The following is a 21090-nucleotide window of genomic DNA, read 5'->3' on the forward strand; positions in this document are numbered from 1 at the left end:
AGTTACGAATCTTCATAATAAAAAACAGAGGTTATGAAATGTCCCTTTTCATAACCTCTGCCACTATACCTTCTATTTGCAAGCTTAACCTTCAAAATTCACTAAAATATGTAGCATTTGTTTGGCATCCAAACGTAAATTTAATGATCCATTTTGAATAAGCAATTCCAGTTGCTTTTCTTCTAAAGCACTCGTCCTAAATGCAGTCTCAATATTTCTATTCGGAAAATGTAGCTGTGCTTCAACTGCCTGTTCCGTACAATTACTGAGGCGTACAATGATACCCTTACCTTCCTCCGCCGGTTTCACATCAAAAATTTGAACACCATTACCGCTGATCTTAATAAATTGTCCGGCAGTCTCTTCCTCACATACGATTATTGGTGTTGTGAGAATCGGGGAAACCTCTTGGATTGCCGACTGCATCACAACAGCTGGATCAAAAGTACTAAATGTAGACAATACGTAGGAGAATGAGACAAATCCAGGCTGACGTGCACGATAGTTTGTATCCCAATAATTATTCATCGGCCATGCCAATAAGAGCGGATTCTCATTTCTAACAATACTCTTCTGTTCTTTACCGAAGTTAAAATCCCCCACTTGCACAAGTGGAGCATCTGTGCAAACCAAAGTGACTCCATGCTGCGTATCATAGACCGAAACACTCTTATCTACAGTCATATAATCTCTGCATACGCCCGGCAATTGCTCTGCATCTAATTCAACAAATTGACCAGCAGTGTCATACTGGCAACGCCACTTGCCTACATTTAACGGAATTGCAAAATAGGTACCTTCTGGTGTAGTGATATCTTGCTTATAGAAGGAAGCCTTCATCTCAATTTCGGGACGGTAACTAAAAAAGGTAAACCTTTGCTCCAGATTGTCCACACCTGGCGCTTCCCATTGCAGGATCAACGTTGCACTATGTGAGCTTCGTTCAATTTGCCATGACTTCATCTTTGAATAGGTTTGTCTTCTCGCCTTCCAATCATGGTTCATTACACTGATACCATTATTACCCTTCTCAATATCTCTAGGATAAATGGAACTTCGGTTATTGGGGTGATAGGTTGCGTCGACAGTCTCCTGTACGTATTGGAAAAAGCTCCATGGGCTAGTTAGATCAAGCACTTCCCATTCCTGTTGCTTATCATATATGCTCGTAATTCGACCTGTTAATGGATCAAATCTGCATATATGGAATGGGGTTTCAATTTTCCCCTCTTCCATAGTAACTTCCCTATACCATGGTCCTTCCCCAGCCTCAGCAATGACGCCAGGGTAGGCATGAATGTCTGCTGACACTTCTGCTGCTTGCAAGTCATGAAATGGAATTTTTCTCCAACTAAAAGGAGCCAGCTCGACCGTGCCATAACTCACTCCCCTATGATTGGGTTCAACGTTCATCAGCACCTGGCGCATTCTATCTGCACTCAGATGTCTCCCTTTTGCAGTAAAACTTGAAGGAACTTGGATATCGTGGGTTATTGGAACAGAAGAAGGGTTTACCAATAATATTCCCTCAGCTTCTTCCGACTGCAGTGGATTATTCGCTAATATTTCCATTTGCGTCCCTAATAAATAACCTGTTAGGCTATTAGCCAAGTAAGCATAATGCGCTTTATGCATCCATTGAATATCTGTATTCTGATGATCAGGCTCGCAAATAGAGTTGAATACCCCCCAAGTGTGTTCATCATATAAATGAATTTGTTCCCATGCTTGCTTTTTGAGTTGCATATAGGACTCGTCTTCCTGACGATGAAATGCGTCTAAGAGTTCTACTGCTTTCATGCCTTGTTTAGTTCTACGATTTAGTTTCCCCTCTTTAGCAGAACTTCCTGAACCAAAGTTCCAATAATCCGTCCAATCGCCAGCGTGAACTTGTAATTGCTTTTCATGTTTTTTTACTCTTGAGTATAATTGTTCAGGTGTTACAAAGGATATTTTCTGTTCCCGCTGCTCTTCATTCCATGCTTTAATTAAGTGCACTAAGTCACGGTCTGGAGGATTGTTGTCGTAAAGTGGCAAATTTGTAGCAGTCAAATAGACAAAATCAAATGGATAGTCTGGATCCGCATCGATCTTCTTCAAATATTGGGCTAAGCCTTCCGCCATAAGATTCGTATCTTTCGCATTCACATTACAGATCTGACTAAAAAGCGAATAATGCTCGCCATTAAAAGTTAACAACTTTCTGCCATCCGGCGCTTGCCATTGGAATGCATTTGGTCGAGTTAGTGGGAATCCTCCAAAATGAATATTAATACCCATAATATAAAACTCCACACCCGCGTCTAATAACAACTGATTATAAGGCCACGGTTGACCGTTTATATCATGATTAATTGCCGTTGTTATCTCAATACCAAATTCATCACGTAATTGTTTGATAGGATACAACATCTTTGTTATTTCTTCAGCGGTACACAATGGTGTGGTGTGCAAGTAATTTGCAGAGATGCTCATTTGACCATTATGCAAATATCGGGTAAATTGTTCAACTTGTATTGGATTGGCTGTTCGAAGCCAAAGTAAAACAGGATAAGTTGCTTCACAGGTCCAGCGGAATTTATTCTGCTCTGACCATCCCTCTGTTAATTCACATAACTCTATTGCCTGATCAATATATTTTTTTTGCATTTCTAGTAAAATGGGTTGTGCATGCGTATAACCAACATCCAAATGACTATGATGCAGTACCAACACTTCTTTAATTTTTGTCATACTCCTCATCCTCTCCTGAATTCAGTTGGTGATTTCCCTGTTATTTTTTTAAATTGACTATAGAAATAGTTAGGCTCTGCATACCCTACTTTTTCAGCTATCTCTTTCGTGCTAACATCTGATAGCAATAACAGATTTTTAGCTTTGTTTATTCGTACGAAATTCAGGTAATCATTAAACGTTTTTCCTAGTTCAATCTTGAGTCGTTTTCCTAAATAAGGTGCAGATATATGGAAGTTTTGAGATAAATATTGAATCGATACATTTTCCATGTAATGAGAGTCAATAAATTCAATCACTCTTTCAACAATCGTAGTACTCCGGTTTACTTTTAATTGCTGCATAGTTTGCAGTAAATAAGTTGCAATTCCCATAAATCTACTCAACAATTCTTCATTTGTATCCGTCTCAAATAGGGTATCAATCACTTTAGGAAACGTATGATTGTGTTCTAATATTTCAAACTCCAATTGACGTAATTTACTCATACACACAAGTGTAAAATCAATGAAAACAGATCTCATCAAGAGAAGATCCCGCACCACGATTTCTTGAATCAGAATGCCTATTCGATGCAAGATTTTCTCGGCATGTTCGTATTCTTCGTTATCTAGAAGATCGTGTAATTGGTTCATGCCCAGTTGCTTAGATAACGTTTCCTTCTTAGTTCCAACGTCCTTTTGGCCATAGTCCATGATGATCGATTGATCAACGAAATAGCGATAATCGTGTAACTCCATTGCACTTAAGAAGGATTGGCTGATCTCTCTCCAAGATGTATAGGGCTTGCCAATAAGAACAACCAATTTTATTTTAAGAATCCGTTCAATGAGACTGCAAACCTCTTCCATTCTTAACCTAATCGCTTCTTTGCTTTCTGACTGGATTCTGGAAAAGATAACAACAATTTGACCATTTTGATGTCCGAATACATTTATTTTTTTGTCACTACTCAAAATTTCCTGTGTCATATTGATGATGGCAAATTGACCCAAATATTTTTCCTCTAATAATGGAACTGCATTTTGTCTGACGATCGTATCCATGACAACAACTTGAAAGCCGCCTTCATCCAAGTCAATACCTAACATTCTGCATTTTTCCCTCACATCACGAATCGAGTAATTATCCGTAATAATTTGATTTAGAATGTTGTTTTTCATGAGTTTAATGCCTTCATTCATTTCCTGTGACTTTTGATATTCAATCAAGAAATGTTCCTGCACTTGCTGTAGAGAACTCCTTAATTCATCCTCGTTAATAGGCTTTAATAAGTAATTGTCTATGCCTAGCATCATGGCACTACGAAGGTATTGAAACTCATCGTAGCCGCTAATCATAATGACTCGCGTGTGCAGATTCATGCTTCGTATTCTTTTCAGCAATTCAAGACCAGTACACACATCCATCTGAATATCTGTAATGACCAGATCAATTTGCCCGTGCGTCTGCAGAAATTGCCAAGCATCCTCACCGTCTTCGAATAATCCAACTACCTCAAATCCTAAGCTCTCCCAATCCATCATCGAGGGAAGCGTTTCTCTAATAAGTTGCTCGTCGTCTACAATAATTACTTTTCGAATGGTCATATTCATCGGATCACCTTAAGTTTTCGGCAAAATTAACCGTACTTCCGTCCCTTCATTAAGAGTGCTGCTGATTTGAAGACCGTATTCTTCGCCAAATATTAAACGAAGTCTGGCATGTACATTGAAAATTCCGATTGATGAAAGCGCTTTTGATTCTAATAATGGTATGTCGCATTGCCTCGTGATATCGAGTAGTTTTTCTTCAGAAATCCCTTTACCATCATCCTGGATCTTCACATGAAGATTGCCATTATGCTCTTGGGCTATGATTTGGATATGGACTTGCTTCTTTTTATCCAAAGCATGTTTAAATATGTTTTCTATGATAGGTTGTATAGTGAATTTTACCATTCGATAATTTTGGAGCACATTAGGTAATTGGATCTCGAATGTCATTTTTGGAAATCTGACTTTTTGTAACTTCAGATACAGCTCAACATAATAAATTTCCTCAAATAGCGTAACCATCATTTCTTTATTTCTAATATTCCATCTGAAAATCTCGCTCAATTCATAAATCGTATCCGCAATTTGTGGTTGCCCCTCTTTAATCGCTTGCATTCTGAGGATTTCTAGCATGTTAGATAAAAAGTGGGGATTTACCTGAGACTGCAATAGATACAATTCCGTTTCTTTTGCTTTAATTTCCTGCACATATTCCTTTTGAATGTATTCCGAAAGTTTTAAGGTGAGCTGATTAAAAGTTATTTCTAAAATGGTAAATTCATCGTCTTTCAAAATAGGAATCGGTCTATGGTATTCATCGGGTTGATACATACGCATATTGCGAGTTAAAACTTTCACTCTTTTGGATAGTCGTTTGGAAACGTAAAAAGCAACAAAAACATTTAACAATATGACTATCAATAGTGTTATCCATTGATTTTTTCGCATGGCAGAAATCGATTGCTTCAAATTATTTTGAGAAATTAACATTGTAAATCCCATGCTATCTATTGAATTCTTGACTTCTGTTATAAAATAATTGTTGGAATCCAAAAGACGGCTATCGATATATCCCTGAGCTACCTCGGGAAACTGCTTGGTATCCCCTATGAGTAATGAGCCATATTCGTTCTTCAATTCGATTAGCGAATCTTCTTTAAGGAAATTTCCTTTTTTCTCTAAAAATCCAATGTCCACGCTAATCACTAATGTGCCTACATTTGAAATTTTTACCGATAAGGGATCATTTACTTTTAAAAAGAATATAAGTAAATTCTTGTACGGGTAAACTTTCACATATTCATTTCCAGTAAAATGAACTATGTCATTAAAATTTAGCAACGTACTGGGATCAAAATATCGATTGAAATAGAACTTCTCGCCATCACGTTCTCGGTTAAACAAAATAGACTGTATTTTCTCATCCGTATACGTCATCGATTGAAAAAATTGTTCAATTTCTGCTTTCAATCTGATCCCATTAACTGGATCATTTTTGATATAATTATCTATTTTTTTCAACATGGATTCACTTTGATTGGACTCAGAAAATAAAGAGAACACAAATGAACGAACTTGGTTCAATTTTAGATTATAGGCCGCCTCCAGACTAATCATTTCATTACGATCATAATCCATTTCTCGATCTCGAATCATTTGATCCACTCTGTTAATATTGAGCTGTCCTAACAAAAGTATGATGCAGGATTGGATAATGATCATAATGATAAACAATTTAGCGAACAAGGAGATTCTTATGGCGTAAATTTGTCGCAAGAAGTATCTGAACATAGGATATCTGCTGCCCTTCTATAATGGATTGGAGCCAATGTAAATGTATGATACTCTCCCATTAGAAGTCAATCCATTACGCCATTACCCTTTTAAAGAACCCGATGTGATGCCCTCTACAAACTGTCTTTGCAGTGCTAGATACAATACAATGATTGGTAAGGAGGCTAAGAACATCATGGAGAACATCTGCCCCCAATTTACTGAAAACTGCCCAATGACGCGATAGATTCCAGCTGTAATCGTTGTTCCCTTTACAGGACCTATAATAATTAAAGGATTTAAAAAATCATTCCAAACCCATAATCCGATGAAAATAACGACACTTGACGTACATGGACCTAGTAAAGGAAAGATGATTCTCCAAAAGGTTCGTAATGGTCCTGATCCATCAATGGAGGCAGCTTCATCCAGTTCACGCGGAATCGTCTTGATAAAACCAGCGTACATGAAAATACCAAACGGAATATAATACCCCACATAAAACATAATGAGTCCTGTCTTTGTACTCATCAGATGGACAGCGATTAGCACTTTTACCACTGGAATAAGAATAATCGTAGTTGGTACCATTAAACCAAGTAGAAAAAACAATAATAATAGCCTAGTCTTCTTACTATCATTTCTTACCAAATAATAAGCTACCATCGATGAGGAAAAGATAACAACGCTTAAAGTTAGTATCGTAATCACGAAACTATTCCACATGCTGTTGTACAGTAGATGGTCCGGTCTTGTGAGAACTGCTTTTAAATTGTCCAATGTGAATTGAACTGGAAAGCTTAACGGATTCGCTGAAATGGCAGCATTCTCTTTAAAAATATTGACAAGTACCAGATATAAAGGTAGGAAAAACACAAAAGTTATGCATAAAGTAAATAACAAATGAATTCTTGTTTTAAATTTGGATGTCATCTTAGTATTCAACCTCCCTGCGCTTCAACGTGGTGACAACAAGAACAGAGATTACGCTAATAAGAAGGAACAGAATAACGGCCATACTGGAAGCATAACCCATTTGATTCTCAACAAAACCCATGTTAATAATCTTCAAGGAAATTGTTTCCGTTGTGGTTCCGGGTCCTCCATTCGTCAAAACAACGACATGATCAAACACTTTAAAGCTAGATATTAACAGCATCACTGTATTAATTGTAATTCCTGGAGCTAGTAAGGGAAATGTAATGTGCTGAAACTTTTGCAAGCGATTACAACCATCTATCTTAGCTGCTTCATACAGATCACTAGGTATACTTTGCAAGGAAGCCAAGAATACAACTGTACAGAAGCCCATTGATTGCCAAATTATAACTGCACAGATGGAATAGATGACCACGTCTGTGTTGGACAGCCAACTCGTTCCACCTAACCCGAATATATCTAATACCTTATTTAATACACCATCATCGGTAAGAATGATCGACCATATAAACCCTACAATAACGGGGCTTAATACTTGCGGTGTAAAAAAAATCGTTCTTGACGCATTATAAATCCAACTCTGAACATTCACTAGCATAGCTGATAGTAAACCCAATACGTTGGAGGCAATGGTGACAATGAAAGCAATGATGCAAGTTACGATAATGGTATGACCAAAATCATTATCTTTCAGTAGATCCATATAGTTTTGAAGGCCTACCCATTTATAGCTGGGATACAGCGGATTGAAATTAGTAAAGCTATAGTACACACAAAGTAGAATAGGTAAGATGACAAATACGACATAAATAATCAGTCCATGCGATACGAAGATTGAAAAGTCAGCTAATTTCTTACGCAATTTCCCCACACACCCCTCAGATTTAAAGAATGGGAGAGAGAATCTCACTCCCTCTTCCCATTCAATAAAAATGTTTATTTGCTTTTTTTCTCTTTATTTCGGCATTCTTGAGCTGATTTCATCCCATTTTTTATCTAGAGCTGCTAGCTCTTCGTCAACGGATTTCCCAAGAATGATATTCTGAGCAGATTTATTAATTTCATCCGTCATGCCAGCGATCATGGATGAATCACCCGTTTCCCAGCCAAATGTATTCACTTTTTTGCCTTTTCCACTTAATTCAACAACTTGTTTAAATAATGGGGATAATTCAACATTAACCTTTACACCCTCTAAAGGAATTAGTCCGTCACCTTTCACGAGGTTACCTACGTTCTCAGGATCTGATGAGTATTCAACCGCGAACATTTGCGCTTCTTTTGGGAATTTCGTCGTAGCACTAACAGAAGCAGCGCCACCAACGTTATAAGGAATAAATGTGGAACCGTCTTCAGTTGGGATCGGGAACACACCAACGTTGATATCTTTTTGAGCATCAGCTGCAGAAGTAAACCATGATCCCATCGGGTACATTGCACCCTTGCCTTTAAGGAATGCTTCCTGTAATTGGGCATATCCAATACTTAAACCATCTGTATTAAAGGCTTTAGCATCATAAAGACTCTTCCATTTAAGTACCGCATTCTTAAACAAGGGATCAGAGAATTTCACTTCGCCTTTTTTACGCTTGCTCACCCAATCAGGAGTTTTACCAAACACATCTGCACTGATAATTCCATCAAGCATAAATGTTGTCGACCATGGATCTTTAGCACCACCATATAACAACGGTGTAACATTTGTTTTCTTCAATTTTTCAACTACGTCCACAAATTCCTTCCAAGTTTTAGGCTCAGTAGCCCCAGCAGTTTCAAACATCTTTTTATTGTAATAGATATAAGAAATCACTTGTGCGCCCATTGGAAGCTGATAAACCTTTCCATCGATAGCAGTTCCCATTGCCCCTGGAAATTTCGCTATATCTTGAGCTTCAAAGGGCATCAAGGATTTGGAGCCTATGAAATCTTGCAAATTAACCGACATCAGTACGTCTGGAAATTGTCCCGTCGCAAGTAGCTGCTTCGCATATTTCGTACGATCGACGTCAGGCGATACGATTTTATTAACTTTAATATTCGGATGTTTGTCCGTGAATCGCTTAATAGCTGCATCCCAGTATTGCGCCGTAAGGTTCGGTGATTCAAATACAAGTACATTTAACTCAGCTGGCTTCTCAGGTGCTGGTGTAGCTGCTGTTGTAGCTGCTGTTGTAGCTACTGGAGCCTTTGTGGCATCCGTTGAATTAGAAGATTTGCTGCATCCAACTATCGAAGAGCTTAAAAGTATTGTCAACCCAAGCGTAATGAACTTTTTCATTTTCTATTACCCCTCCGTAAAATGTTTTCGCTTACATTTAAATTATAAATTGAAGACCTTACGACAAAAAGTGTAATAATTAATGCTTTACTAGGAATATTAATGCATTTTTTTATGATACGATATGTCCTGATTTAAACTAACCTAAATCTTTGAACTGGATCACTTCGTATTTTTATAACCATCTTTCGGAATCGTTATCGCTTGATGAGATGGCAAAGAGAGCACGGCTCTCATCTTCGAGGTTTTCTGCACTTTTCAAAGAAAAATTCGGCGTTTCCCCCATCAATATTTTTTACATTTGCGCATTCAGCATGCCCAGGAATTACTCAAACAAGGGGACTACACCATGGAAGATATCGCACAATTTTGCGGATTTTCAGACGTCCCCCATTTCTCAAACGCATTTAAGAAAATAACAGGGGAAACGCCGGAGCAGTTTAATACGTTAAATAGGTGAAACAACAATAGCCTAATCCCCTGCTCTCGTTCAGAAGGGGGATAGGCTTTATTTTTCTCTTAAACAATTTCCTTGAGCCAAACAGGGCGATTTTCTTCCATAGACCGATAAGCAGCAAACAGCGTCTGCAGCGTAAGTAAATTATCTTGAACACTATGTTCCGGCTCGCGCTCTTCTTCAATGGCACTGAGCAATTCTCCCATCGTTCCTAGAAACGCATCCGGAGGCCTCCACTCCTCCTTTTAGAGTTAGTAAGATCTCATGAACTTTTTTCTCGGGTATGCCAACTCCATTATCAAAGATTTTAATAAGCAGATGATCCCCTTCTTTTTGTGCGCTAACGACCAGCATCCCTTTACCTATCTTCGGCTCCAAGCCATGGAAAATCGCATTTTCAACAATCGGTTGCAGGGTAAATTTCATTAGTTGATATTGAAGAACACCATCCTCCAGTTGGTAGATCGCCTCGATGCGATTCTCATACCGAATGCTTTGAATCGTCATGTAATTTCTAATATTTTCAATCTCTTCCGATAATGGCACCAATTCAGATCCAGACTTTATGCTATAACGAAATAAATCGCTTACAGTCGTGCAGATGACACTGATCTCCTGAACACCTTTGATTTCGGCCATGCAGCTAATTGAATTCAGTGTATTATACAAGAAATGAGGGGGGCAGCCAAGAGGATTGAAACGGTTCCCCGAGCCCTTCTTGGTCATTGCTGTAAACTAAGTTTCTGTCTCCGTCCAAAATATAAAATTGGTTATTGTTGTTTTGAAGCGGAGATACAATCTTCCGTATGACATCCAAGTCAAGGTCAACGTACATAATACCGATTTCTTCTTTATTTTCTTTACTTAGGATACTTCTCCCGATGGAGAAGATATATCGCGGGGTTTGTGTGACGTAATAGTCGGCTTTATGGGTAGGGATAATAACACGTTCCCCTTTCAATTCTTTCATCCTTCTAAACGATGGCTGATCGACAAATGAATAGAATGGGGTTATATCGCTTCTGGATGTCTTGTAGTACTTATTATTCGTATCGTCAAAGATATAAATGCCGACAATATCACTCCTTAGGCCGATTAAAACATCCACCGTATTAAAAAGCTTTTCCTCGGCTTCCTTTCTTTGAATCCCAACCTTATATTTCAAACTCTGCAGGGTCTGTTGGATCTCCGTGGAATAGTCGGGGGCTTTCGTAATCTTCTCTATCTCATTCATGTAGTTTTCAATGTTGGACTTTACAATGTATATTAATTTCTTTTTTATTTGATTTCTATAGTCAAAAAAGTTCAGCATGGTATGTATAAGTCGCATAGGAGTCCTCCATATAACTCTTAAAGATACACCTATCATAGTGTGTTAGAAAGTTTTTTGCCATAGCAATAGTTAGGATATTGGGAAACGAACTGATATTGTGCTAGACCTTTTAAGGACGACGAATTCCATCACGGTCACCACCTTATACGTAAAATTCAAAAGTAAATGATATGACGATTGTACAAATAATTGACGATTAAGCAAATACAAAATACGCCGAATACTGTAATATTTCTAAGTGATGACAACGATTTCTTAAGTGTATTCACGGTGAAAAAAAGCATTTAACTATTGACAGATGAACAAATGAAGGAGAGAACTTTAAATGGCCAATCATCATCCGGAAGCGCAATGGTTTAATGAAGCGAAGTTTGGTGTTTTTCTTCACTGGGGAACTTATTCGACGAAAGAAATTGAAGCATCGTGGCCATTAATGCCGCACAGCTCTCAGCACATTTCGGTAAATGAATATGAGGCGATGGCTGAGGAATTCAATCCTAACGCTTATGATCCTTATGACTGGGCAAAGCGGATTAAGGCGGCTGGAGCCAAATACGCGGTGCTCACAACCAAGCATCATGATGGCTATTGTTTATTCGAAACGAAGACGACGGATTATTGCGCTCCAAAGACAGGTCCAGGACGGGATTTGATTGCACCATACGTGGATGCCCTACACAAAGAAGGACTCAAAGTAGGTTTGTATTTTACGATGATCGATTGGCATGATCCTGACTTTGCAACCATCCCGATTAGTACTGGTATTCAGTCACCAAAACCTAACAGCTATGACCCTGTGCGATGGTATGAGTTCCATAAACGATATATGGAGCAGCTTCGTGAGCTGTTGACTCAGTATGGAAGAATCGATTTGATGTGGTTTGATGTACCGGCGTTTGGAGCAGATCGTTGGAGAAGCTCGGAAGTAAAGCAAATGATGCTGAATTTACAGCCGCATTTGATCGTAAACGATCGACTGCCTGGAGCTGGGGATTATGAGACGCCAGAGCAGTTTATCCCTCATAATCCGCCAACAGGACTATGGGAAGCCTGCATGACCCTTAATCATCAATGGGCTTATCATCCGAATACCGAAACCTATAAAAGCGAGCTTCAGCTGTTAAAAGTGTTAGCCGAGGTATGTGGCAGAGGTGGTAATTTACTCCTCAATGTTGGACCTAAGGCAGATGGCACATGGCCGGAAGAATCGATAAAAAGGATGGATGCGATTGGTGCATGGCTATCATACTCAGGGGAAGCCGTATATGGGACAACTAGGCCGCCAGTACATTCACCTGCTTGTTTCTATGGACCTGTAACCTGTAAGGGAAACACCATCTATTTGTATGTAAGTGACATTCCACGAGAGGGAGTCGAATTACGTGGTGTAGTCGGAGCAGTGCAGCAAGTACGATTGCTCACAACAGGTGCTGAATTACCGTTTAAAGTGAATAGATCACCATCCTTCTGGAAAAAAACAGAGCAAGTCACGTGGATTGACCTGAAAGCGGAGCAGTGTGACCCTTTCATGACAGTGGTTGCCGTTGACTTTGAAATATCACCGATTTGGCCTGAGATTGGCAGTTCCAGTACGTACGGACATTAATGGTAAACTGCAGCAAACAGTCCTCGGGCATAATGAAGTGGAATTTTACGAAATGCTGTCAGTTAGATTAAAATGATTTTTAAGCGCGGAAAACGCGCTTAATCTGGAGCGCCCGAACAAATAAGCGCGAAAACCGCGCTTACAGCGAGAGCTATACGAGCCGAAGCTCTTCAAAAGAGCCCGAGAAGTCAGAAATCGACTTCTCAGCAGATCATCCCGGCGCGTCCAAGCAGATTAAGCTCGGAAAACGCGCTTAATCTGCTGCGCCCGAACAAATAAGCGCGAAAACCGCGCTTACAGCAAGAGCTATACGAGCCGAAGCTCTTCAAAAGAGTCCGAGAAGTCAGAAATCGACTTCTCAGCAGATCATCCCAGCGCATCTAAGCAGATTAAGCGCCCGTACAAATAAGTGGTAAGCTTTGCTTACGCCATGATTTGGCGGGTTTTATATTTGCTTTCAAGAAGGTGAAAATTAACAGGAGTTGAGTGGAGGAATTCAAAATGCAATTACTTTTGCTTCAACGGACAATGGTCGAGCGCTACAATTAATGACAACGTCATTTTAAGCTCGTTTAAATCATTCATTCATATAAGTAGTCACTCGGTTCTGTATCAGCTTGGCCACGGCTTCAGCAGTCTTCTGCCCAGTGAAGTAAGCTTTTGCTTCCTCGCCAATGATCGTTTGAACCTTGTTTCTTAAAGTTACAGGGAGACTGGCTTCAGTTATCATCGTCTTCAGTATCTGAAGATCCTTTTCTGAAATTTGGACGATTCCACCCTTACCAGTATCAACCGCTCCTTTTTTTGCTTCATTGACTAGATCTTCGATCATCTTTTCATTTACGGATTTTTTAATGGAGAAACCTAATTGTTGAGGGATACCTTGCATCTCCTCGGACAAGAGAAACTTCATGAAATCCCACGCTGTTGCTTTGACAGTTGAATTCGAATTCATGGCAACGTTTTGAAGCCCGCCAAATGCAACTCCTGATTTCTGCTCAGCCGTATGCGGCTTCTGATAAACAGTTCCGTTTTTATAGTATATAGCAAGACGTGCTAGGTAATCTGTTGGGGAATATATCTCCGAAAGATTAAAATTGCTATCTTGAGGAGGCAAGGGTTTAGCTGAAATGATTTTCTCGTCATACAAACTCTTTACACGCTTAAGGAGATCGGTAAAGTCCGTGGAATCAAAATTCGCTTTATGTTTAGCTCCATCTACCAATTGAGCATAATTGTCCGACACTAGTGAATTGAGCATATTCTCTGGTTCCAAGCCTCCTAAAGAATAGGAGTGAACCCCCTTAGCGGCTAGTGATTTTCCTACATCCGCAAACTGACTCCATGTCCAATTTTTGTCTTCGATCTTGACGCCAGCTTTCTCAATAGCTACCTTATCCCCGAACAAAGTTTGCAAGTGAAATTTGGTTGGCAGAACATAGAGTCCGCCGTTCATTTTTGAATTTTCAAGAATGTTCATATGATATTGATTTGTGTCAAAGGACTTATCTTTTTTTATGAATTCATCTAAGTTTACGAACGTTTTTTTGTTGACATACGTATCTATCGGCAGGTCTACGGTGGTAACAGCGAATAGATCTGCTCCCTTACCCGACAAGACCTCTGTTGTGGTCTGCTTGATGTACTTCTCAACTTCGGCATCGCTCATGACACCATTTCCATTTGATGCTGAAATAAATTCCTTAAATTGTATTGTCGTATTTGGATGGGTTGCTTCGTATTTTTGCTTTGCCTGTTTGTAGAAATCAGTTGTGGAAAGGATGGAGATAATTATAGTCTTCTTGCTGTCTTTATTTTCATCCTCTATTGGACCTTCATTCCCTGCCGTACTAGGACTACTCGAGTTAGCCGCGGAGTCCTTATTTCCTACGTCTGTATTTACTGGTTTACTGCTGCTTACTGTTGTTGTACTGCCATTGCAAGCCGCCAAACTCAACATGATTACCAAACTCATAATTATATTTAAGCATTTTTTCATATTAACTCCCACTCTCCATTAGGATTTAAACATTTATCTTTTTCTTACTCTGCTGCCATCTTGCAGCGGTTCACTGCTTTCAACAATGATTTGTTGACCTGAATAAGCTCCCTTAAGGACAATCACAGAATCTTCATTGGCTTCGCCTACTTCAATTGCCACTTTGCTAGCATGATACGTGTTGCCTAGCGGGCTTTTCTTTTCTTCAATGACAAAAATATATTTGTTTGCAATCTCACCGTGAATGGCTTTGTTGGGTAAAAGTACCCCATTGCCCACTGAAGTAGACTTACTAAATTTCATAGTTGCCTGTTCACCACCCTGTAACTCTGCACTTTGTACTGTCACTAAGACTCGTTTTTGAGATTTGGGTTTAGACGTATTGCTGTCTCCTCCATCACCTGCAGGAGCAGTCGTATGACCTGCTTCGGCAGGTTCAATTCCTGTAACTACACCTTCTAAGGATTGAATAACTCCTTTAATCTTCACCTCAACATTCTGTTTGCTTCCAAGCTCCAACAGATCTGCGATGGATGCAGGCATTGGTAAAGCCAATTGAAAACCTAAACTCGAATTAGACACGATAACATCCCGCCCGGCACTGCCAGAAGGCATGTCTTTCACGGCAGCTACCTTTGTGACAACGCCGTCATAAGGAGCTACAACCTGCCTAAAGCGCTCCAAGTCTTCCTGTAAATTTCGTATTTTACGTTCCTGCGCGCCCATTTCCAAACGCGCGATATCAATCTCTCGTTTGGCGCTGCTAATCGTCAACTCATCCCCGCTTTTTTCGGCTGCGATGTAGCGTTCTTGCAAGCCTTCCATCATTAGCTTCTGACGAGAGAGATTTACCTCTTCATCTTGAATTCGACTCTCTGCCTCTTTGCTATCGTAAGTCACTAGGGTTTGTCCCTTGGTGACGTGTTCGCCTGCCTTCACCTGTACATCCTTGACCATCCATCCAGCCTTATTGGACAGCTCCACTTCGCTGAGTGGCTGAAGATCACCACTGCCACTGTAATTTAGCGAAAGCGGATCCGTTCTACCTTCTTCAGCCCAAACCTTGGGAAGATTCATCGTTAAGAGTGTATTACTGTAAAGAGTGAGGATGAGCAGTGCAGCAATACATAGGATAAATACGAGTTTGATCTTTCGCTTCGGATTAGATTCAACACGCTCTACCACACGAACGTTCATGTGATCACCTCCTTCTCATTTATTCATAGAACGTACTAACCCTTAATGCCAGACAACTGTACGCCTTCAATAAAATAAGACTCTGCATATAAAAATAAAAGCAACATCGGAGACATATAAAGCACGGATGCAGCAAAACCGATTCCTCGCGCCTCCTGCTGGATTCGTGACAAGTACAGGGACAGCGGTTGCTTAAATGCATCATCTATAAAAATCAGTGGCTGCTCTACCATATTCCAATAATCCACAAAAAGCAGAACGACTAGTGCTGCGAGTCCGGGTTTAATTAAAGGTACGATGATTCGGTAAAAAATCATGAGATGGCCAGCCCCATCCATGATGGCGGCTTCAACATACGAATTAGGTATAGACAACATAAACTGTCGGAGCATAAAGACACCAAATGCAGCAAATATGCCAGGTAAAACGATTGCGCTTGCACTGTTCAAAAGACCAAGCTTATCTGCAATAATATAGTTCGGAACCAGTGTCACCTGAAATGGCATCAGCATAACCATTACGTAAACGAAAAACAGGGGATCTCGACCTCTGAACCGCAGTTTCGCAAAAGCATAAGCAGCAAGTGAGCCAACAATGATCTGCCCGATGATCATGGGTACAACCAGGAAAACAGAATTCCAAAACATATTTAGATAGGTTGGGGTCTGAAGCAGAACCTTCCCATACTGCTCAAAGGAAACCCAATCTGGAATCAGTTTTAATGTGATGAATTGATCTTTTGCTCCTGTTGTTTTATCTAACATCTGTCCTATAAGATTGTAATTGGTACCGATTTCGTGCTCTGTCATGAACGAGTTTGTAAATGTGAAAACAACTGGGAATATCATAATTGCTGCAATGAACAATAGGACTAGTGTTAAGAGACATTTATATATGAATGTTGTTTTTTTCATCTTTACTCCATAAATCTCCTGAATTGGCACTCCAATGTCAGCATCCCAAGAACGAGAATCAGTATGCAAGCCACCATTAATGTAGCCCCAGCTGTCAACTTCTGGACATCAAGCGAGAAAAACATATTGTTCATATAGTGCTGCATCATATAAATACTGTCATGCGGGTAATCTCCAGCTATTAGATACGTTTCTCGAAAGATTTTGAACGAGTTGATGATCGACATAAGAACGACAAAAAACAGGGTAGGAGTTAAATATACCAACGTGATATTGGTGAGCTTTCGAAAAGAGCCCGCCCCTTCCAGCTCCGCTGTTTCATAATAATCCCTTGGAATACCCTGCAGTCCTGCGAGAAATAGAATGATATTATATCCAACATTTTTCCATAGGTAAGCAGCTGAAATCACCCCAATAGCCCATTCTGATTTCATCCAGTCCATGCGCTCTAAACCGAAACTGTGCAACCAACCGTTTAGTGCCCCATTCCAATCAAAGAGAATTTGCCAAATCATGATGATGGAGGCGACCGGCACAACGAGCGGCAGGACATAAGCGGTCCTGAGCCACTTGCGCAGAAAAACATTCTGATTCAAGAGCAGTGCAAGCAGCAAGGATACAAGGAGTAGGAGCGGAACGCTCACAACCGTAAACAGCATTGTGTTCGCCGCGGCTTTGCGGAAAGAATCACTTGCAAGCAGTTCTTTGTAATTGGCTAAACCCACAAAGGAGCCGCCTACTGTGCGATCCATCAATGAGTAAATAACACCCATGGCGAAAGGGATTAGATAAAAGATCGCAAAACCAACTAAGCTTGGTGTAAGAAATCCTATCGCCACGACACTTTGTTTCCGTAATAAATGTTGAAGCACGATCATTGTCCCCCCACCTGGAATGGGTCTGTTAAATAAGTAATTATTCCTTCAGTAACCGCAGCAGCTGTCTTGTTTTGAAAAGCTTGCGTTTGAATTCGCTGTTCATCTTCTTTATTTGACATATAACCTAGCTCAAGTAAAAGGGATGGGCTTGCGTTTTCTCTCAATACGTGAAAGTCACCCTGTACCACGCCTCGATCTTTTGCATCCATATTCTGTTTGATTAACCGCTCGTGCATAATCTTTGCAAATTGTCGGTCTTCCGTTTTGTTGTAATATGTCGTTATGCCTGCTGCATCATTGCTTGTAAACGCATCATAATGAATACTTACAAATAAATCAGCTGAATGAATTTTCGCGATTTCCACTCGCTCAGCCAGGGTCAGAAATTCATCCTTTTCACGTGTCAGGACAACGTTTGCTCCAGTTCTCTTAGCCATCTCTCGCTGGATTTTAAGGGCTGTTTGAAGCGTAAGATCTTTCTCATGAATGCCAGTTCCACCCGTTGCACCTACATCTTTTCCACCATGCCCAGCATCAATGACAATCGTTTTCCCTTCTAAAATGCGTCTTTCATTATGCTTGGATTCGCTATTGACAGAATTAACGGTTTCATTCTTAATAAGGCTATTTGCCTGTACTTTAAGTACAAATGAAACCGAAATAAGTAATAGGATAGCAGCTAGGGCAAGGAACATACTTTTTTTCATAAATGGCACTCCTCTCATTAAGCAAACTCTACCTGATGAAATTTTTCATTTCATAGAGTTATTTTAATAGGGGCAGATGAAGATCCAATGGAGTCAAAATAAAGATGAGATGAAGTTTATGCAAAAAAATAACCACTTTCCAAGGCGTAATAATTACGTCATGAAAAGCGGTTAAAAGTATCTAAGCTTATTTATTCAAATAGAAGTAAAACAAAACCCCGTCTTCTGTGTTTGCTGCGCCGTATTGAGCGCTGTGCAACTCCAGAATATTTTTGGATATAGCCAGCCCTAGTCCGGTCCCGCCTTGCGCACGTTGACGTGCGATATCCCCGCGATAGAAGCGATCCCAAACCTTGTCTAATTGGTCTTCGGCGATGTGAGCTCCCTTATTTTCTACACTAATCTTGACTTGAGCTTGTTCCTCCATGACTGAAATGAATATTTGTTCATCTTCGGGGGAGTAACGAATCGCATTGGTTAGAAAATTGGAAATCACTTGTTCGATTCGGTGCTGATTACCCATGACTTCCACTACAGCGAGTTCGGTATGCACTTGAAGCCCTTTACTGCTGAACTCTAATGAAAGCTTTTCACAGATCTCCTCCATGAGCTTATCGATGTAGAATGCATCCATCTTCATTTTGTACGTACCAGACTCAAACTTAGCTAGCTCGAGCATATCCACAATCAAGAGATTCATCTTATCGACTTCTTTGTTCATAGCTTGGAAATAGTGGTCTTTCTTATGTGCAGCAACGCCATCCTCCAAAATCGAAATGCAGCTTTTCATGACACTCAGAGGCGTCTTAAGTTCATGAGATACCCCTGAAATAAATTCTTTCCTTGTTCGTTCCAATTGCTTCTCTTTTTCAATGTCCTTCTGGAGCTGTTCGATATAGGAATGTAAGGTTTGAGAAAGCGAATTGATACTTTGAGACAAGTCTCCAATCTCATCATTGGATCTAATCGTAATGGTTTCCGAAAAATCTAAACTTGCGATCTTTTTGGTCGTCTGATTAATCTGGAGCAAGGGTTTGGCAATTTTTCTTGAATAATACAAAGCAGCGAGAACAATAAGAAGCATGACTAAAACGATCATATACACATAATAATCTTTAAGCATTTGAACCGCTTCATCGACAGGCTGCAAAGAGGCCATTGAAAAGATGTAGCTAGTTACTCCCACTTGATCTTTGATTGGGTCTATAAACAGCTTGTACTTTACGTCATTTTGTGTGACATCAAGAATTTGTAAGGTATCAAAACTATTGTTCGACTCATTGAATAGCAAATTGGCTTGAAACTCTTTAATCCGGTCCATAAATAAACTGTTCGTATAAATGAAGCTCGAAGATTCATTTCCGTTAGGATATAGGACTTTGGTAATCGCTCCACTAAGTGAAATTCCAGGGAACTCTGTCTTTTCCTTATTTGAATATTTAATATCTAACGTGAGGTCATCCATCTTTTTGGTGATCTTCTCATTTGCCCAAAAAATATTGCTTTTTTCCAATTGGACACGATATGGAATTAACCCAGACTCCTTTTTATACTCAGAAATAATAACACGAGCCTTGGGAGCCAACAGGGATTTCACTTGATCTGAAGTTGCATTTAAAACCTCATTGATGTTCATCATATTATAAAGCGGAACAGAAATCGTTTTACCATAGAACTCATTATTAACTTTAGGTGAATCTATTTTTACTTCCAAATAAAAATCATTCGTATTTTTTAAGTTCCCCTGACTGTCTAATGTTGTAATCCATGTATTGTTTTGGCGATAAAAGTCTTGCTCCAGCTTTTGAATGGCTAGAACATTCCCAGCATTGTTTAAGTAATCATTCCTGAATGCTTGAATATTAGCTTGAATATCATTCACTTTTCTATTCGCATAGTATTGTTTGAAGAATATCGTTTGTCCCATATAGATGGTTGTTAAAATGAACAGGCATAACAGGGTCGTCAAAGTAAACAATTTGAATACGATACCTGTCCTCATACGTTCCCCTCGAACTTATAGCCCGTTCTTACGATGGTTGTAATCAGTTTGGATTTATCTCGCAGCTTACATCTTAAATTACGAATATGGGTATTCACCGTACGATCATCCCCTTCGTATTCATAACCCCAAATTTTGGTGATGAGCTGTTCTCTCGTAATGACAATACCTTTATTTTGCATTAAATATGCCAATATTTGGAATTCTGTATAGGTAAGGTATATGTTCTCTCCCTCTACGGATAATGTTCGGGAAGGTAAATGGATTCGAATCCCATTTGCAGATAATGTATCGTTATCATTATTAGTATAAGACAACAGAGCATTCGATTGTCGGTCTTCGCGATGCCGGCTATCAATCAGTCGTTTGGATCTAGCTAGCAACACAGCTGGACTATATGGTTTTGTCACATAATCATCGGCCCCTAACTCAAATCCCAGCAACGTATCATCCTCATCCACTCTCGCTGTCAACATAATGATTGGAACATTGGATGTCTTCCGGATTCGTCTACAAACAGACCACCCATCTAACTCAGGCAGCATGATATCAAGAATAATTAAATGAACCTCGTGATCTTGAAATAACGTTAATGCCGCTTTCCCATCTGCTGCTTCTAATACCTGATAACCTTCATTCAGAAGATAATCTTTAATAATTTCACGCAGAATATCTTCGTCTTCTACGATTAAAATAGTTTTTTGCATAACTTCTCCTACTCCACTTTTGTGAACTGTAG

Annotated in this window: 18 protein-coding genes and 1 pseudogene; 3 read left to right on the top strand and 16 right to left on the bottom strand. The window is 39.7% G+C overall.

Annotated elements, in window-relative coordinates:
- Positions 1-84 precede the first annotated feature (84 nt).
- The 6 genes from GC102_RS24010 to GC102_RS24035 all read right to left on the bottom strand — a co-directional run bounded on the left by GC102_RS24010 (position 85) and on the right by GC102_RS24035 (position 9258).
- Positions 85-2733 (bottom strand): glycoside hydrolase family 38 N-terminal domain-containing protein, encoded by a 2649-nt coding sequence (locus GC102_RS24010; RefSeq protein WP_171691736.1) that lies wholly within the window; start codon positions 2731-2733, stop codon positions 85-87.
- A gap of 5 nt (positions 2734-2738) precedes the next feature.
- The gene (locus GC102_RS24015; protein ID WP_171691737.1) at positions 2739-4322 is read right to left on the bottom strand and encodes a response regulator; all 1584 of its coding nucleotides are present in this window, start codon (positions 4320-4322) and stop codon (positions 2739-2741) included.
- Between the two features lie 15 nt (positions 4323-4337).
- Positions 4338-5924, bottom strand: a complete 1587-nt coding sequence (locus GC102_RS24020) for a sensor histidine kinase (protein WP_171691738.1) — start codon at positions 5922-5924, stop codon at positions 4338-4340.
- 219 nt (positions 5925-6143) lie between these two features.
- Positions 6144-6974, bottom strand: coding sequence for a carbohydrate ABC transporter permease (locus GC102_RS24025; RefSeq protein ID WP_171691739.1), 831 nt, complete (start codon positions 6972-6974; stop codon positions 6144-6146).
- A 1-nt stretch (position 6975) separates the two neighbouring features.
- On the bottom strand, positions 6976-7842 hold the full coding sequence (locus GC102_RS24030) for a carbohydrate ABC transporter permease (protein ID WP_246321083.1): 867 nt from the start codon (positions 7840-7842) through the stop codon (positions 6976-6978).
- Positions 7843-7935: 93 nt separating this feature from the next.
- Complete coding sequence (locus GC102_RS24035; protein WP_171691740.1) at positions 7936-9258, bottom strand: ABC transporter substrate-binding protein; 1323 nt, start codon at positions 9256-9258, stop codon at positions 7936-7938.
- A 152-nt stretch (positions 9259-9410) separates the two neighbouring features.
- On the opposite strand from GC102_RS24035, the pseudogene GC102_RS40705 reads away from it, so the two are divergent.
- Positions 9411-9533: pseudogene (locus GC102_RS40705) on the top strand (AraC family transcriptional regulator); the annotation flags it as partial.
- A complete protein-coding gene (locus GC102_RS40710; RefSeq protein WP_171691828.1) occupies positions 9494-9718 on the top strand; it encodes a helix-turn-helix domain-containing protein in 225 nt (74 codons plus the stop codon). The pseudogene GC102_RS40705 and the gene GC102_RS40710, both read left to right, overlap by 40 nt.
- 59 nt (positions 9719-9777) lie before the next feature.
- Here the strand turns inward: GC102_RS40710 and GC102_RS24045 are convergent, their stop codons facing one another.
- From GC102_RS24045 to GC102_RS24055, 3 genes are read right to left on the bottom strand one after another with little or no spacing between them, the layout of a single operon-like run.
- Positions 9778-9921 (bottom strand): hypothetical protein, encoded by a 144-nt coding sequence (locus tag GC102_RS24045; RefSeq protein ID WP_246321084.1) that lies wholly within the window; start codon positions 9919-9921, stop codon positions 9778-9780.
- Complete coding sequence (locus tag GC102_RS24050) at positions 9896-10354, bottom strand: sensor histidine kinase (RefSeq protein ID WP_171691741.1); 459 nt, start codon at positions 10352-10354, stop codon at positions 9896-9898. The genes GC102_RS24045 and GC102_RS24050 overlap by 26 nt, the downstream gene beginning before the upstream one ends.
- 22 nt (positions 10355-10376) lie before the next feature.
- Positions 10377-11045 carry a cache domain-containing protein gene (locus tag GC102_RS24055; protein WP_171691742.1) on the bottom strand — a complete coding sequence of 223 codons (669 nt, stop codon included), beginning with the start codon at positions 11043-11045 and terminating at the stop codon, positions 10377-10379.
- A gap of 328 nt (positions 11046-11373) precedes the next feature.
- On the opposite strand from GC102_RS24055, the gene GC102_RS24060 reads away from it, so the two are divergent.
- Complete coding sequence (locus GC102_RS24060) at positions 11374-12654, top strand: alpha-L-fucosidase (RefSeq protein ID WP_171691743.1); 1281 nt, start codon at positions 11374-11376, stop codon at positions 12652-12654.
- A gap of 577 nt (positions 12655-13231) precedes the next feature.
- Here the strand turns inward: GC102_RS24060 and GC102_RS24065 are convergent.
- From GC102_RS24065 to GC102_RS24095, 7 genes are all read right to left on the bottom strand, one after another.
- Positions 13232-14614, bottom strand: a complete 1383-nt coding sequence (locus GC102_RS24065) for an ABC transporter substrate-binding protein (protein WP_171691744.1) — start codon at positions 14612-14614, stop codon at positions 13232-13234.
- Positions 14615-14686: 72 nt separating this feature from the next.
- Positions 14687-15850: an efflux RND transporter periplasmic adaptor subunit gene (locus GC102_RS24070; RefSeq protein WP_171691745.1), complete on the bottom strand. Its 1164-nt coding sequence runs from the start codon at positions 15848-15850 to the stop codon at positions 14687-14689.
- A gap of 35 nt (positions 15851-15885) precedes the next feature.
- Entirely contained in the window at positions 15886-16764 is an 879-nt protein-coding gene (locus tag GC102_RS24075) for a carbohydrate ABC transporter permease (RefSeq protein ID WP_171691746.1), read from the bottom strand.
- Between the two features lie 2 nt (positions 16765-16766).
- Entirely contained in the window at positions 16767-17642 is an 876-nt protein-coding gene (locus GC102_RS24080) for a carbohydrate ABC transporter permease (RefSeq protein WP_171691747.1), read from the bottom strand.
- Positions 17639-18349, bottom strand: coding sequence for an N-acetylmuramoyl-L-alanine amidase family protein (locus tag GC102_RS24085; RefSeq protein ID WP_246321085.1), 711 nt, complete (start codon positions 18347-18349; stop codon positions 17639-17641). Before GC102_RS24085 ends, GC102_RS24080 begins: the two co-directional genes overlap by 4 nt.
- A gap of 187 nt (positions 18350-18536) precedes the next feature.
- Positions 18537-20351, bottom strand: coding sequence for a sensor histidine kinase (locus GC102_RS24090; protein WP_171691748.1), 1815 nt, complete (start codon positions 20349-20351; stop codon positions 18537-18539).
- The gene (locus GC102_RS24095) at positions 20348-21058 is read right to left on the bottom strand and encodes a response regulator transcription factor (RefSeq protein WP_171691749.1); all 711 of its coding nucleotides are present in this window, start codon (positions 21056-21058) and stop codon (positions 20348-20350) included. The genes GC102_RS24090 and GC102_RS24095 overlap by 4 nt, the downstream gene beginning before the upstream one ends.
- Positions 21059-21090: the final 32 nt, after the last annotated feature.

Origin of the sequence: Paenibacillus germinis (genome assembly GCF_013141785.1) — a bacterium.
Classification (GTDB): domain Bacteria; phylum Bacillota; class Bacilli; order Paenibacillales; family NBRC-103111; genus Paenibacillus_E; species Paenibacillus_E phytorum.